At 62.7% G+C, this 13,572-nt stretch carries 13 protein-coding genes; 8 read left to right on the top strand and 5 right to left on the bottom strand.

Features of this window, described 5'->3' with window-relative positions; translation table 11 throughout:
• Window positions 1-31: 31 nt before the first annotated feature.
• Both AC4CWF_RS17265 and xseA read right to left on the bottom strand, forming a co-directional pair.
• Window positions 32-1,141 carry an endonuclease/exonuclease/phosphatase family protein gene (locus AC4CWF_RS17265; RefSeq protein ID WP_491282861.1) on the bottom strand — a complete coding sequence of 370 codons (1,110 nt, stop codon included), beginning with the start codon at window positions 1,139-1,141 and terminating at the stop codon, window positions 32-34.
• A gap of 92 nt (window positions 1,142-1,233) precedes the next feature.
• Complete coding sequence (gene xseA, locus AC4CWF_RS17270) at window positions 1,234-2,853, bottom strand: exodeoxyribonuclease VII large subunit (RefSeq protein ID WP_491282862.1); 1,620 nt, start codon at window positions 2,851-2,853, stop codon at window positions 1,234-1,236.
• Between the two features lie 231 nt (window positions 2,854-3,084).
• Here xseA and AC4CWF_RS17275 point away from each other — a divergent pair, with 231 nt between their 5' ends.
• The gene (locus AC4CWF_RS17275) at window positions 3,085-3,318 is read left to right on the top strand and encodes a hypothetical protein (protein WP_491282863.1); all 234 of its coding nucleotides are present in this window, start codon (window positions 3,085-3,087) and stop codon (window positions 3,316-3,318) included.
• 11 nt (window positions 3,319-3,329) lie between these two features.
• On the opposite strand, the gene AC4CWF_RS17280 is transcribed toward AC4CWF_RS17275, so the two are convergent.
• Window positions 3,330-5,192 carry a hypothetical protein gene (locus AC4CWF_RS17280; RefSeq protein ID WP_491282864.1) on the bottom strand — a complete coding sequence of 621 codons (1,863 nt, stop codon included), beginning with the start codon at window positions 5,190-5,192 and terminating at the stop codon, window positions 3,330-3,332.
• A gap of 176 nt (window positions 5,193-5,368) precedes the next feature.
• On the opposite strand from AC4CWF_RS17280, the gene AC4CWF_RS17285 reads away from it, so the two are divergent.
• Together AC4CWF_RS17285 and AC4CWF_RS17290 are read left to right on the top strand one after the other, a co-directional pair.
• The gene (locus AC4CWF_RS17285; RefSeq protein ID WP_491282865.1) at window positions 5,369-6,412 is read left to right on the top strand and encodes a glycosyltransferase; all 1,044 of its coding nucleotides are present in this window, start codon (window positions 5,369-5,371) and stop codon (window positions 6,410-6,412) included.
• Complete coding sequence (locus tag AC4CWF_RS17290; protein ID WP_491282866.1) at window positions 6,409-6,807, top strand: GtrA family protein; 399 nt, start codon at window positions 6,409-6,411, stop codon at window positions 6,805-6,807. Before AC4CWF_RS17285 ends, AC4CWF_RS17290 begins: the two co-directional genes overlap by 4 nt.
• A 154-nt stretch (window positions 6,808-6,961) precedes the next feature.
• Here AC4CWF_RS17290 and AC4CWF_RS17295 read toward each other — a convergent pair whose 3' ends face one another.
• Entirely contained in the window at window positions 6,962-7,948 is a 987-nt protein-coding gene (locus AC4CWF_RS17295) for a Gfo/Idh/MocA family protein (protein WP_491282867.1), read from the bottom strand.
• A gap of 258 nt (window positions 7,949-8,206) precedes the next feature.
• On the opposite strand from AC4CWF_RS17295, the gene AC4CWF_RS17300 reads away from it, so the two are divergent.
• The 4 genes from AC4CWF_RS17300 (at window position 8,207) to AC4CWF_RS17315 (ending at window position 11,253) form a co-directional block, all read left to right on the top strand.
• On the top strand, window positions 8,207-8,761 hold the full coding sequence (locus AC4CWF_RS17300) for an isochorismatase family protein (RefSeq protein WP_491282868.1): 555 nt from the start codon (window positions 8,207-8,209) through the stop codon (window positions 8,759-8,761).
• Window positions 8,758-9,744 carry a GlxA family transcriptional regulator gene (locus AC4CWF_RS17305; RefSeq protein WP_491282869.1) on the top strand — a complete coding sequence of 329 codons (987 nt, stop codon included), beginning with the start codon at window positions 8,758-8,760 and terminating at the stop codon, window positions 9,742-9,744. Before AC4CWF_RS17300 ends, AC4CWF_RS17305 begins: the two co-directional genes overlap by 4 nt.
• 97 nt (window positions 9,745-9,841) lie before the next feature.
• The gene (locus AC4CWF_RS17310) at window positions 9,842-10,807 is read left to right on the top strand and encodes an aldo/keto reductase (protein ID WP_491282870.1); all 966 of its coding nucleotides are present in this window, start codon (window positions 9,842-9,844) and stop codon (window positions 10,805-10,807) included.
• Window positions 10,804-11,253 carry a GNAT family N-acetyltransferase gene (locus tag AC4CWF_RS17315; RefSeq protein WP_491282871.1) on the top strand — a complete coding sequence of 150 codons (450 nt, stop codon included), beginning with the start codon at window positions 10,804-10,806 and terminating at the stop codon, window positions 11,251-11,253. Before AC4CWF_RS17310 ends, AC4CWF_RS17315 begins: the two co-directional genes overlap by 4 nt.
• A gap of 9 nt (window positions 11,254-11,262) precedes the next feature.
• Here AC4CWF_RS17315 and AC4CWF_RS17320 read toward each other — a convergent pair whose 3' ends face one another.
• On the bottom strand, window positions 11,263-12,153 hold the full coding sequence (locus tag AC4CWF_RS17320) for a LysR family transcriptional regulator (protein WP_491282872.1): 891 nt from the start codon (window positions 12,151-12,153) through the stop codon (window positions 11,263-11,265).
• Between the two features lie 132 nt (window positions 12,154-12,285).
• Between AC4CWF_RS17320 and AC4CWF_RS17325 the strand changes: the two genes are divergently transcribed.
• Window positions 12,286-13,281 carry an aldo/keto reductase gene (locus AC4CWF_RS17325; protein WP_491282873.1) on the top strand — a complete coding sequence of 332 codons (996 nt, stop codon included), beginning with the start codon at window positions 12,286-12,288 and terminating at the stop codon, window positions 13,279-13,281.
• Window positions 13,282-13,572: the final 291 nt, after the last annotated feature.

A 13,572-nucleotide genomic window follows, 5' to 3' on the forward strand; every position in this document is an offset into this window, starting at 1 on the left:
CACATGCGAAGCCGAAGCGTCCACCTTGCCTTCAAAGATCCAGATCGACCCAGACCGCCGCATGGTCGGACGCGGCAAATGCCTTGTTGGTCAGCATCGGCAGCACATCCCACTTCTTCGGGCGCGTGCCCGGCCACATGCCAATCCGCTCGACGCCACCCTTCAACACCTTGTCGAACAGGGCGGGCGAAAGCAGCAGATAATCGATCTTGTTCGATGCACTGCTGCTGCCGAAGGTGCCGGGAAACCCGCCATTGTCGAAGGCCGGATGCTCGAAGGCATCGGTGAGCAACCCGTCTTTCGTGAGGGCCTCGAGGGTGCGGCTGTCGGGCGTGTCGTTGAGATCGCCAATCACTGCGATATGCGTGTCGCCCGCATCGATGAGGTCCTTGACGATCTTCCATACGGTCTGCGCCTGCAGCACCCGGCGCGCCTCTGACTGGCGCGGATCGCCATAACCCTTGCTCTTGAAATGGTTGACGAGGACATGCAGCACGGCGCCGGATGCCGTTTCGATGCGGAAGTCCGGGCAGTCGCGGGAAAAGATCAGTTGGCCGTTCGCCTCGTCGTCCACGTGGCTGCGCATCGAGGTGATGGGAAAGGCGGCGCGCGTCATGATGCCGACATCGATGCCGCGCGTGTCGTTGCCGTCGATCAGCATGACATGGTCGAAGGGCACGCCGCCGACATGGGTGATGATCTGCCGGTTGAACTGCAGGAGCACCGGGCGGCTTTCCGCCTCCACCACACCCAGCACATCCGCTTTCAGCGCATCGATTACCCGGGCAGTATTGAGCATCGCTTCGTGGTCGACGGGGGCTTCCTTCAGTTCGAGCGATCCGACCCAGTCCGCCCTGCCGGAAGCGATGATTTCGAGGCCGCCGGTGCGCGGACGCTTCAAAAGCTCTCCCCGGTTGCGCCGCAGGATCGTGTAAGGGCCTTCGTCGGATTTTTCGAGACCCAATTCGATCAGCAGTTCAGCCAGCTTGTCCTTGGCCGCGGCATCATAATCCTGGCGGCCCAGAATTTCGTTCGCCTCGGCAAAGTCCTCCAGCACATCGCGGCCTTCGGACCAGTTGTCGAGTGTCATGACCTTGGCGCGGTCGAACAGGTTTTCCACGTTGTAGGAAGCAAGGCGCATGGCAGGATCCTCCATCGATGATGGCAGAGCATGCGCCCGGTTTGTGACAGGCATTCGAAACCAAAGGCTGCATCGCCCTCAAAAACACGCCATCAGAACAGGCTGCCCTGCTCCGTTCCATCAGGTGCGGGCTTCTGTGCCTTCTTTTTTGGCGCAGGCGAAGCGGCTTGTGGCGGGGCAGGCGGAACGGCAGCGGCCAGCTCCCCCCTATCGCCTGCGGTTGCCGACACCGCGCCATCAGCAAACTGGATGGCGAGCGCCTGACCGCTTGCCACCTCGGCAGCGCGCGTCAAAAGCCTGCCGTCAGCATCCTGGATGACGGCATAACCGCGCTTCAGTACATTCTTGTAGGAGAGCGATTGCAGCACGCGGTCCTGCGCCATGACGGCGGCCTTGCGCCGTCCCATGGCATTTTGAAGTGCGCTGTCGGCATGGCGCATCAGCGAGGCAAGCTGCAAGCGCTCGCGGCCGATATGGGTGAGGAAGCGACCCGGAAGCCCTGACAGCGACACCTGCGCCCGCTCGATGCGGCCGCGCTCGCGCAACACCTGCCGCTCCACGCAGCGGTCGGTGCGCAACACCTGCTCCACCAGATGACGCCGACGCTCGGCAAGCCGCGTCGTCAGGAGATCGAGCCTCAGGCCGGCGCTGGCCCTTTCCAGGCTGCGGCGCTTGGCAATGGCGGTCTTTTCAAGACCACGCCCGAGCCCGGTTGCCGCCTCGTCGAACCGCCGGCGCGGCAATGCCAGCAGTTGGTCGAGCGAGGGCAGCGCCCGCACCAGCGCGCGAAGCCCCTGGCGGCGGTTGTCCATCTGGCGCGACGTCGAGCCCTGCAGCCGCGCACCGAGATTGGCAAGCTGCGCCTGCAGCTCGGCCTTGACGGGCACCGCCATTTCGGCCGCCCCCGTCGGTGTTGGCGCCCGCACGTCGGCGGCATAATCGATGAGCGTCCAGTCGGTCTCGTGGCCGACGGCGGAAATCAGCGGAATCTCGCTGGCAGCGGCAGCCCGCACCACCGCCTCGTCGTTAAAGCTCCACAAATCCTCAAGACTGCCGCCGCCGCGCGCGACGATCAGCACATCCGGCCGCCGGATCGGGCCTTGCGGAGAGAGCGTATTAAAGCCGCGAATGGCGTTTGCCACCTCGTCGCCCGAGCCCTCCCCTTGCACCTTCACCGGCCAGACGATGACATGCACCGGAAACCGGTCGGCGATGCGGTGGAGGATATCGCGAATGACCGCGCCTGTCGGCGAGGTCACCACGCCGATCACCTGCGGCAGGAAAGGCAAAAGCTGCTTGGCCGCCGGATCGAACAGGCCTTCGGCTGAAAGCTTGCGCTTGCGCTCCTCGATCAGCGCCATCAGCGCACCGGCACCGGCCGGTTCCAGGTTTTCGATGACGATCTGGTATTTGGAAGACCCCGGAAAGGTCGTGATCTTGCCGGTGGCAATCACCTCCATGCCCTCTTCCGGCCGGAAGCGCAGCTTTGAAAACGATCCCTTCCAGATGACGGCATCGATGCGCGCCTTGTCATCCTTCAGCGAGAAATAGGCATGGCCGGAGGAATGCGGCCCGCGATAACCGGAAATTTCGCCCCGCACCCGCACATGATCAAACGCGGTTTCCACCGTCCGCTTGATCGAGCCCGAAAGCTCCGAGACAGTTTGCTCTGCGAGATTGGTCTGGGGGTCGGAGGAGGACAGCCTGTTCATATCGGGGTTTTAGCGCAGTTCTGGCGCAAATTCACCTGTCTGGCGGGCAAAATCAGCCATTCTCCCCCGATGCTACAAGAAACCAATGACGACAATTCGAACTATCCGCTTTAAGGCCCGTTAAAGCTGCGAACGATCTTTTAGGGCCTACCGGACATCGAACCGGACTCTTTTAGCGTTTTCCCGTCTAATCGTGGACGCAACGCACAGGGACAGAAAAGGAGACCGAGCGTGCTCTTACTGACGGCTACCTGCATCGGCTTTGCCACCGGCGCTTTGCGCTCTGCCTTTTCGCTCGCCATCGTTGCGACACTGATCGTGGTGGCGTTTGCCATTGCCTGGCTGGTTTCGCCCGCGCCCGTGTCCTTCCTCAACCTGCTGATTGCCATCGGCGGTTACAATCTCGGCATCGTCGGCCTGATGGGCGCCGTCTTCGTCACCGAAACCCGCAGCCAGACCGCCTAATATCGAAACGGTCAGCGGGGGCGAACGACGAACAGCTGCAACCCCCGCATGTTCGGCGCCACCGGTCGCAGATAATCCGGCAGATCACCCCGCAGAAGATGGGCATAGAGACCATCCGGCTTCATCCGGATCAGCTCTTGCGTCTGCGGGTCCGACGGGCAAAATGCGATGATGGCAACATCGGCGCCATAAAGAAAAGCCTTCGCCTCCTCAGGTGCCGCAAGCCCGATATGCAGTTCCGTCAGCATGCCCGCCTGGTTGCGATGGTAAGGTGCCGAGAGCACCCGGTGATGCGTGTAGCGCAGGATTTCCGCGCCGCTGTCCGAGGGTGCTGCGACCGTGCGCGTTGGCAGGCGGGCCAGAAGCGCCATGTCGTCCTTGCCCTGGCACCCGTTCACCTCCTGCATTAGGGTAACGCTGCGCGTCAGCGTGCCCATGCTGAACGCTGCCTCCAGTCCGCGCGCGCCGACAATGCCGACGAAGAACCACACGACCGGCACCGAGACCAGAACGGTGATGATATAGGCAAAGCCGGCATTCATGTTTTCCGGCTCACCATGCGAGAGACGACGCAGATCGTTGATCAGCAGCGATAGCGGCAGGATCGCCAGCGCATTGGAAAACAGGGCGCCGCGCACCTGAATGAGCGCAATGGCAAGGGCTGCTGCCACCAGTACGCCAAGCAGCAGGTGATGGCCTGCCCGCGCGCCATCTTCATGCCTGAAATCAAAAAACCGGAACAGGCAGACCGCCACGGCAAACAGGCCGACCGCATAAAATCCACCCGCCGTTTCCGGCGCGATGCGGATCTGTGACAACACCGGCTGCGCCTCGCTCACCTTCTTCAGCCAGAGTTGCGATAACATCGGATCAAGGCTTGCAAGGGGGCTTCCGAGGCAATCGGGCGCAATGACCACGGCGGCCAAAAGAACGACTGCGGCCAGCAAACCGAGGAGGACAAAACGGTTCCGCATCCCCGCCTGGCCTCCAGCCGTCACCACCAGAAACAGCCCTGCCCCGCCGATCACCGACAGCGCGTAAAAGCCGAGCGAAAGGTTGTCGCAGGTCACGACGCCATAGGCAGAGGGCGGCACGGTGGCCAGGAAGAAGGCGCTGACCGACAGCGCCAGCGACAGCCCGAACAGCTGCGCCGGTCGCCGGAAGCGATGGCCCTCCACGGCCCATTGTACGGCGATCGAGGCTGATGCCACCGCCACCAGCGGCACGGTCTCGGCACCGATGGCAATGGCAAGCGCTGCCATCACCCCCGCCCCCGCGTGCCCCCAGCCGGAGCCTTTCCGGCCAACCAGCAAGGCTGCCAGAAACATCATGACGACCAACTGCACATTGTGGTGGTCGATGGCGCCGGGATGGAATTTGATGGATGTGAACACTGAAAGCGCTGCAAGCCCGAAGGCGATATGCATGGTGGCAACGCCGCCAAGCCGCCGTCCGCCAAGTCCCGCCGCGGCCATGAACAGCACGGCAAGCGACAGCGGCCAGATCGCAAGCGCCAGCGCCTCGGCCCTCTCCTGCCCTTCGCCCAGAAGCAGAAACAGCCGGATCAGGCCGGCAATCGGCAGGTCCACCAGCCGTGACCAGTGCATCAGCGTGCCGCCGGCAAGCCCCAGCCGGTATTGCGTCAGATCGAACCAGCCTTGCCCGGCGAGAAAATCGCGCACCTCGACGAGGCGCATCACGTCGTCATTGTCAGGCCCGACGTAATCGCCGCCGCCCTTGATATGCAGCGCAAGAATGGCCGCGACAGTGACGATCGCATAGGCGCACAGCGAGGGAAAGAAGCGCGACCAGGCACTGACCGCCGCTATGCCTGAGGCGGGCTTCCGAGCGGCCCTCTTCGTGCTCAAACTCATGTTTCTTATCCCGCCTGAGCCGCCCGGGCGGGCCAATCCCGGACTTTGTGCCCCTCATGTCCGGCATAGAGCCGGGGAATCATCGCGCCGAAACCTAGCCTTAACCTTCTCAAGAAATAGTAAAGCCAGGGAGCGAGTGCCGTCTCCCGGATTGATGTGTACCTGAGTAGAAATCCATGGACAGCTTTGCCACCGGCCAACGCAGGCCCGCCTCCGGCTATCGAAGAATCGCCGTGCTTCTTCCCTGTTATAACGAAGCGCCGTCCATCTCAGCCGTGGTGCGCGGGTTTCGCGCCTGCCTGCCTGAGGCGCGCATCTATGTCTATGACAACAATTCCACCGATGGCACTGCCCTTGCCGCGATGCTCGCCGGCGCAGACGTGCGCCGCGAACGCCGCCAGGGCAAGGGCCATGTGGTGCGCCGCATGTTTGCCGATATCGATGCCGATATCTACCTCATGGCCGATGGCGACGGCACTTATGGGCCCGACGATGCGGAGGATCTCATCCGCACCCTCATTACGGAGCGCGCCGACATGGTCGTCGGCACCCGCCGTGGCCTTGCCGACACAGCCGGTCGCCACGGCCACGCGCTCGGCAACCGCCTGTTCAACCATCTCTACCGGCATCTGTTCGGGCCGGATTTTACCGACATCTTTTCCGGATACCGTGCCTTTTCCCGCCGCTTCGTCAAAAGTTTTCCCGCCGTCTCCGACGGGTTCGAGGTGGAAACGGAAATGTCGGTGCATGCCTTTCGCCTGAAGATGCCGGTGACTGAACTGGCGCTGGATTACGGGCAACGCATGGAAGGCTCGCATTCGAAGCTTTCGACGCTGGGCGATGGCGCCCGCATCCTTTTAATGTTTGCCATGCTGATGAAGGAAACCCGGCCCTTCGCGTTCTTCTGCGGCATTGCAGCGCTCCTGATGGCCGGCGGCCTTCTGGTCGCCGCGCCGGTTCTGGCCGAATATCTCGCCACCGGCCTTGTGCCGCGCCTGCCCACCTGGGTGCTGGCGCTGGCGCTGATCGGCCTCTCCTCCATGGCGCTGACGGCCGGCGTGGTGCTCGATAGCGTGGCGCGCGGACGCAACGAACTGCTGCGCCTGCATTACCTCAACCAGCCGGACCACAGCCACCTTGAAAGGGAGATGGCGGATCTCACCGATCCGCAGCCCGCTGCTCCGCCGTCTGCCCACCTCAGAAAGAACCGTGTCGCGTGAAGACGATCGTCGGGTTTCTGGTCGCCGGCGGTTTTGGTTTTGCCATCGATGCAGGGTTGACGCATGTGCTGATCACGGATGCCGGCTTCAGCCCCTTTGCGGCGCGCATGCCGGCCATTGCGGCGGCGTTGTCCTTCACCTGGGTGTTCAACCGTACCTTCACCTTTGGCCGCTCGCCGCATTCTCTCGCCCGCGAAGGTTTTCGCTACTGGGCCGTTGGCGCCACGTCTGCGGTTCTCAACTACGGGATCTATTCGGCGCTCATCCACCGCCTGCCGATGATCCAGCCCGTGGCGGCGGTTGTGCTGTCCTCCGCCGCCGCCACGCTCTATTCTTTCTTCGGTTATTCCCGCTTCGTCTTTCGCCACCGCAACGGCCCGGCGAAAGACGAATGATCTTTTAAAGTCTGTTCAAGAATTCTCCTTGGCGCGGCGAAAATGGTGATTTCGAGAACCGGAGCGGAGCGTACGTTTGGTACGTGAGCACCGGAAGCGCAGAAATTGCCATTTGCAGCCCGCCAGGGAGAATTATGGGACAGACTTTTGGTGATCAGACGGTTTCCCAGCCGTCCTTGTCGCTTGCCCGGTAAATGGCATCGATGAAGCGCTGGTTGGCGGCAGAACTTTCCAGCGAAACGACCTCGGCATCCCCGCCCATCGCCTTTTTCGCAAAGGCTTCCGCCTGTCTGCGGTACTGGCGGCTGTCGGGAAAGCGGAAGATTTCCGAGCGGCCATGCTTCTGGTCGCTGAGTTCCACCTCCTCGGCCCCCCAGCGGTCGGCATTGAACGGCGATTTCACCTCGATGAAGCCGTCGGTGCCGTGAAACACCATCAACTGGCGCGCCGCAAGCTGGGTGGAGATGTAGAAGGTCAGGTCGAAATCGCCGAAATCGGCCTTCACGGTCGAATAGATATCCGTGCCGAATTCCTTGTCGCGCTCCGTCGTCGCCTGCACCCGGATCGGCTCGCGGCCCGTCGAGAAGCGCGTCGCAATCGTCGGATAGACGCCGATGTCAGGCAGGCCGCCGCCGCCAAGTTCTGGAATGTTGCGCATGTTGCCGGGGTCGCGGTTGAAATAGGTGAACGATCCCTGCACGTGGCGCAGCGTGCCGATGACGCCGGAGGCCAAGAGTTCGCGCACCTTCAGCCACACCGGTGCATAGGTCACCATAAAGGCTTCGGCGATCAGCACGCCATGGCGGTCACGCGCCGCGATCAGCTGGTCGATCTCGTCTGCCTTCAGCGAAATCGGCTTTTCGCAGAGCACATGTTTGCCGGCAGCGGCCGCCTTCAGCGACCATTCCACATGCTGGCTGGTCGGCAACGGAATATAGACCGCATCGATCACGTCGGACGCCAGCATCTCCTCATAGGAGCCAAAGGCATGCGGCACCGAAAACCGGTCGGCCATCGCCTGGGCGCGGGAAAGATCGCGGCTGGCAATGGCGCTCACCACGCAGTTTTCCGCATCCTGAATGGCCGGCACCACGGCATCGCGACCGATCTTGGCGGTGGAAAGAATACCAAAACGCAACATGAGTTCCTCCTGATCATTGTGCGGCGGCACCCTAGCGCATGTCACCCGCGTCTGGGCAGCCAATTTGTCGGACTTTTTGCACACGCAGCGTTTTCAGCCTGCGTGCACGCGCCTTTCCGGCGGCCGCCGTCGCCGCAGCACCCTATCCAGACTTCGCAGAAAATGGCCGAAAATGTCCGCACTTCGTCCGAAGGCTTGCTTTTGCCTTTTGAGCAAGCGGCTATTGTCATGTTATCCTTGCAATCTGGAGAACAGAAAATGTCCGATACGGCCCTTCTCGTCATCGATGTACAGCAGTCATTCCCGCATCGCCCCTATTGGGATGCGACGGACGTGCCCCGTTACCTCAAATGCCAGCAGGCGCTGATCGACGGTGCGACAGCGGCCGGCCTTCCGGTCATCCAGATCTTCCATGTCGAAGATACCGGCGCCTTCTCCATGGAAAGCGGCAACATACGCACACTCGACGGCATCACCCTCCAGCGGACCCGCACGTTCAGGAAAAACCGCCATTCCGCCATGGTCGGCACCGGGCTGGATGTCTGGCTGACGGAAAACGGCATCCGCAACCTCATCGTGTCCGGCATCCGCACCGAACAATGCTGTGAAACCACCACGCGCCATGCCTCCGATCTCGGTTTTACCGTCACCTATGTGGCGGAGGCGACGCTGACCTTCCCGATGACCGATGCCGATGGCGTAACCCATTCGCCCGAAGACATCAGGCGCCACACGGCCATGGTGCTGAAGGATCGCTTTGCCCGCATCGCAAGCGTCGAGGAAGCCCTCTCCGCTGCCGGGGCCCGCTCATGAGCCTTGCCGGCACCGCCACGCCGCAGATTGTTCCGGTGGTGATCGTGGTGCCGCCGCAGGCGCTGCTTCTCGATATCGCAGGGCCCATGGAGGTCCTGCGTTATGCCAACCAGCATCAGGATGCGCTGCGGTTCGACTGCCGCTACGTCTCGGCCAACCCGCGCCAGACAACCTCGATCGGCCTCATGCTCGATGGTCTGGAACCGCTGCCGCAGACGCTGGCACAAGGCACGCTTCTGGTGATCTCGGGCGCAACCGAAGGGGAGGAAAAGCAGGCGATGGCGGCGGAACGCGCAAGACTTGCGCGCTGGATGCGGGATGCCGTGCGCCCCGATACCCGCATTGCCAGCATCTGTTCCGGCGCTCTTCTGGTGGCGGAGGCGGGCCTGCTGGAAGGCCGCCACTGCACCACCCATGCCGATTGCATTGCAGAACTTCGCCTGAAGGCACCGACCGCGCAGGTGCTGGAAAACCGTCTCTATGTCGAGGATGGCCGCTGCTTTTCCAGCGCCGGCATTGCAACCGGCATCGATCTGATGCTGCATATCGTGGCGAAGATGACATCAGCGCCGGTGGCACTGGCGGCCGCCCGCAAGATGGTGATCTATCTCCGGCGAAACGGAAGCGATCCGCAGATCTCGCCCTTTCTGTCGGGCCGCAACCATATCCACCCGGCCATCCATCAGGTGCAGGACGCGATCATGGCCGATCCCGCCGCCGACTGGCCGGTGGCCCGCCTGACGGCTCTCGCGCATGTGAGCGAGCGGCACCTGTCGCGCCTGTTTCGCGAGCATGCCGGGCTGTCGCTGATCGATTACGTCAACCGGATGCGGGTGGCGCTGGCGCGCGATCTCATTTCCCAGACGCGGCTGGATCTCGAAAATGTTGCGCTCCGCTGCGGATTTTCCTCGGCAAGGCACCTGCGCCGTGTCTGGCGCCAGCACTATGCGCAACCGCCGAGCCTCCACCGCACAACCGGCTGATCGATCCATCACGGAAATTGAATGGCGCAAGGCTTTCCCGCACCCTAGGTTAACCCCATATCGAGGTCACCCATTCCTTTACCCCACGAGGTCTCCCATGCATTTGCGCCCGCTCGGCCGAACCGGCCTTTCCATCGCTCCTGTCGTTTTCGGCGGCAATGTCTTTGGCTGGACGGCGGACGAAAAGACCTCGTTCGACCTGCTCGATGCCTTCTTCGAGGCCGGCTACAACACGATCGACACGGCAGACGTCTATTCCGCCTGGGTCGATAGCCATGTCGGCGGCGAAAGCGAGACGATCATCGGCAAATGGCTGAAGCGCGGCAGCGTCTCGCGTGACAAGGCGGTCATCGTCACCAAGGTCGGTTTCGACAACAAGGGCAACAAGACCGGCCTGTCCAAAGGCTGGATCGCAGAGGCGGTCGAGGCCTCACTGAAGCGTCTCGACACCGACTATATCGACCTTTACCTCGCCCACAAGCCGGACACGGAAACGCCTGTCGAGGAAACGCTGGAAGCCTTTTCCAAGCTGAAGGACGCCGGAAAGATCCGCGCCATCGGCTGCTCCAACTATGATGCGGGCGAGCTGAAGGCCTCTCTCGATGCTGCCGAAAAATCCGGCCTGCCGCGGTTCGATGTGCTGCAGCCGGAATACAATGTCTACACCCGCCAGAAATTCGAAGGCCCGATTGCCGATCTCTGCATTGCCGAAGAGATCGGCGTCATCAGCTATTATGCGCTGGCCGCCGGCTTCCTCACCGGCAAATATCGCAAGGTGGAAGATGCCGCCGGCAAGGCGCGCGGCGGCCGCGTTGGCGATTATCTTAATCCGCGCGGGGAGCGCGTTCTTTCGGCGCTCGACCAGGTGGCGCGCGAAACCGGCACCAGCATGGCAACCGTTGCCATCGCCTGGGTTGCCGCCCGCCCCGGCATCACTGCCCCGATCGCCTCGGCCACCAGCCTCGACCAGTTGCAGGCGATGACCGCTGCCGGCAAACTCGAACTTTCCGATGCACAGATGACCCTTCTCAACGAGGCTGGTCTCAACGAGGCCGGTGCATGAACACCGAGGTTCTGGTCCGCGACGTCACCCCGGATGACGAAGCCGCGTGGAAAAAACTCTGGGCGGATTATCTTGCCTTCTACAAGGTAACGCTTGGCCCTGACGTGACCGATTACACCTGGGCCCGCATTCTTGATCCCGCCTCGCGTGTTGCCATGCGCGTGGCGGAGGTGGAGGGGCAGCTTGCCGGTTTCGCCATCCACCACTTTCACGATTCCACCTGGGTGAAGACGCCGGATTGTTATCTGGAAGACCTGTTTCTCGATGAAACCTTTCGCGGCAAGGGCATCGGCCGCGCGCTGATGGAGGATCTGGTGGCGATCTGTGCAAAAAACGGCTGGGCGCGCCTCTACTGGCACACCGACGAGGGCAATGTCACGGCGCGCAAACTCTATGACAGCTTCGTCGCCTCCGATGGACACGTGCGTTACCGGATCAAGCTCTGAGCCTGACCATCACGCCCGAAAGCGGAAGAAATCGATGAAGGCGCGCAGCGAAGGGCGCATCTGCCGGCGCGAGGGATAATAGATGTAGAACCCGTCGAAGGGCGGGCACCACGCTTCAAGCACCCGCACCAGCCGTCCCTCGGCAATATCGGTCTCGACGGCCGGATCAAACAGGAAGGCAAGCCCTACGCCGTCGCAGGCGGCGCGGCGCATCAACCGCTGGTCCGGCAGGATCAGCGGACCGTCCACATTGACCACCACCGGCTTGCCGTGCTTTTCCAGCTCCCAGCGATAGACGCGGCCGCTCGCAAACCGGCGCCGGATGCAGCGGTGGTCAACGAGATCGCGCGGATGCTGCGGCACCGGATGGTGTTCGAAATAACCCGGCGATCCGACAATGACGCCCTGCCAGGGGCCGCTGGCGCGCACGGCAATCATGTCTGCCTGCAGATGCTCCCCGAGCCGCAGGCCTGCATCGCATTCCTGCTGGACGATGTCCTCGAAACGGTCGTCGGTGCGGATCTCCAGGTCGATATCGGGATAAAGCGCCAGAAACGCGCCGATCCGCGGCGCCACGATCTCGTCAGCCGCCAGCATCGGCATGGTGATCTTCAGCGGCCCGGCCGGCCGTTCGCTGCGCTCGGACAGCGCCCGCATCGCCGCATCGATATCCGACAGCGCCGGCGACAGGGCTGCGATCAACAACCGCCCTTCCTGGGTTGGCGCAACAGACCGTGTCGTGCGCTGCAACAGCCGCACGCCAAGGCTTTCTTCCAGCGCCGAGACCGCATGACTGACGGCCGAGGGCGCAATGCCAAGATCGGCCGCCGCCCTGCGAAAACTCTGGGCTTCGGCAACGGCTGCGAAAACGGCCATTTGAGACAACTGGATACGGTTCATTGTTCTATTCTATAGAACAGCCCGCGCCCAATTGCAGCGGTTTTCACCGATGCCCGAACGCCCTAGATTGTTTTGGACGACGGCGCCTTCGCCGCGCCGCGCCTATCTCGATGACCCCTTGAGGAGAACCCCATGCACACCCGCACACTTGGAACGCTCAATGTTTCCGCCCTTGGCCTTGGCTGCATGGGCATGACCCATGCCTATAGCCCAGCGACCGATGAAACCGGCGCGCTCGCCACACTTGCCCGCGCCGTCGAACTGGGCGTCACGCTGTTTGATACGGCCGAAGTCTACGGCCCCTATACGAATGAAATCCTCGTCGGCAAGGGGCTGAAACCCTACCGCGACCAGGTGCAGATCGCCACCAAGTTCGGCTTCACCATCGGTGACGACGCCAAGGCCGCCCGCCCCTCCGGCACCGATAGCCGGCCGGAAAATGTCCGCGCAGTCGCCGAAGCCTCCCTGAAACGCCTCGGCGTCGAGGTGATCGATCTGTTTTACCAGCACCGCGTCGATCCGGATGTGGCGATCGAGGAAACCGTCGGCGCCATGGCCGATCTCGTCAAGGCCGGCAAGGTGCGCACGCTTGGCCTTTCGGAAGCCAGCGCCGAGACGCTGCGCCGCGCCCATGCCACGCACCCGATTGCCGCCATCCAGAGCGAATATTCGCTGTGGACGCGCGATCCCGAGGAAAACGGCGTGCTGGCCACCTGCCGCGAGCTTGGCATCGGTTTCGTGCCCTTCTCGCCGCTCGGCCGCGGCGCACTGACCGGCGCGCTCAAAAACCTCGACGGCCTCTCCGACACGGATTTCCGCCGCGGCCTGCCGCGTTTTCAGGCGGAAAATTTTGATGCCAATCTGGCGCTCGTCTCGGCACTGGAACAGATGGCGGCGGACAAGAACACCACGGCGGGCCAGCTGGCGCTCGCCTGGGTGCTGGCGCAGGGCGATTTCATCGTGCCCATCCCCGGCACCACGAAGATCGCCAATCTCGAAAAAAACGTCGCCGCGGCCGATATCAAGCTCTCGGCCGAAGAAGTTACGCAACTCGGCGCACTCCTCTCGCCGGACAAGGTGAAAGGTGCCCGTTATCCGGATTCCATGGCAAAGATGGCCAACCGGTAGGGTTCGGCAAGGCAATAGGCAGTAGAAACGCTGCGACACACCCCTTCTCCCCGCGCGCGGCAGGACAATCGCATATGGGAGAGATCCCCTCCCAAACCCTCCCCACAAGGGGGAGGGCTTAACCCGGCCGCGCGCTTTTGCGCAGGAACGGGACGCCTGCCGCGTGGTTTCTCCCCCCTTGTGGGGGAGATGCCCGGCAGGGCAGAGAGGGCCTCTCTCTTACAAATCCCCGCCCCAAAAACATTTCCCGCGTCACCGCCCCGTTTCTGCGCTATGACACCCGCAAAGACC

This window comes from Neorhizobium sp. PAMB6630, assembly GCF_058242775.1.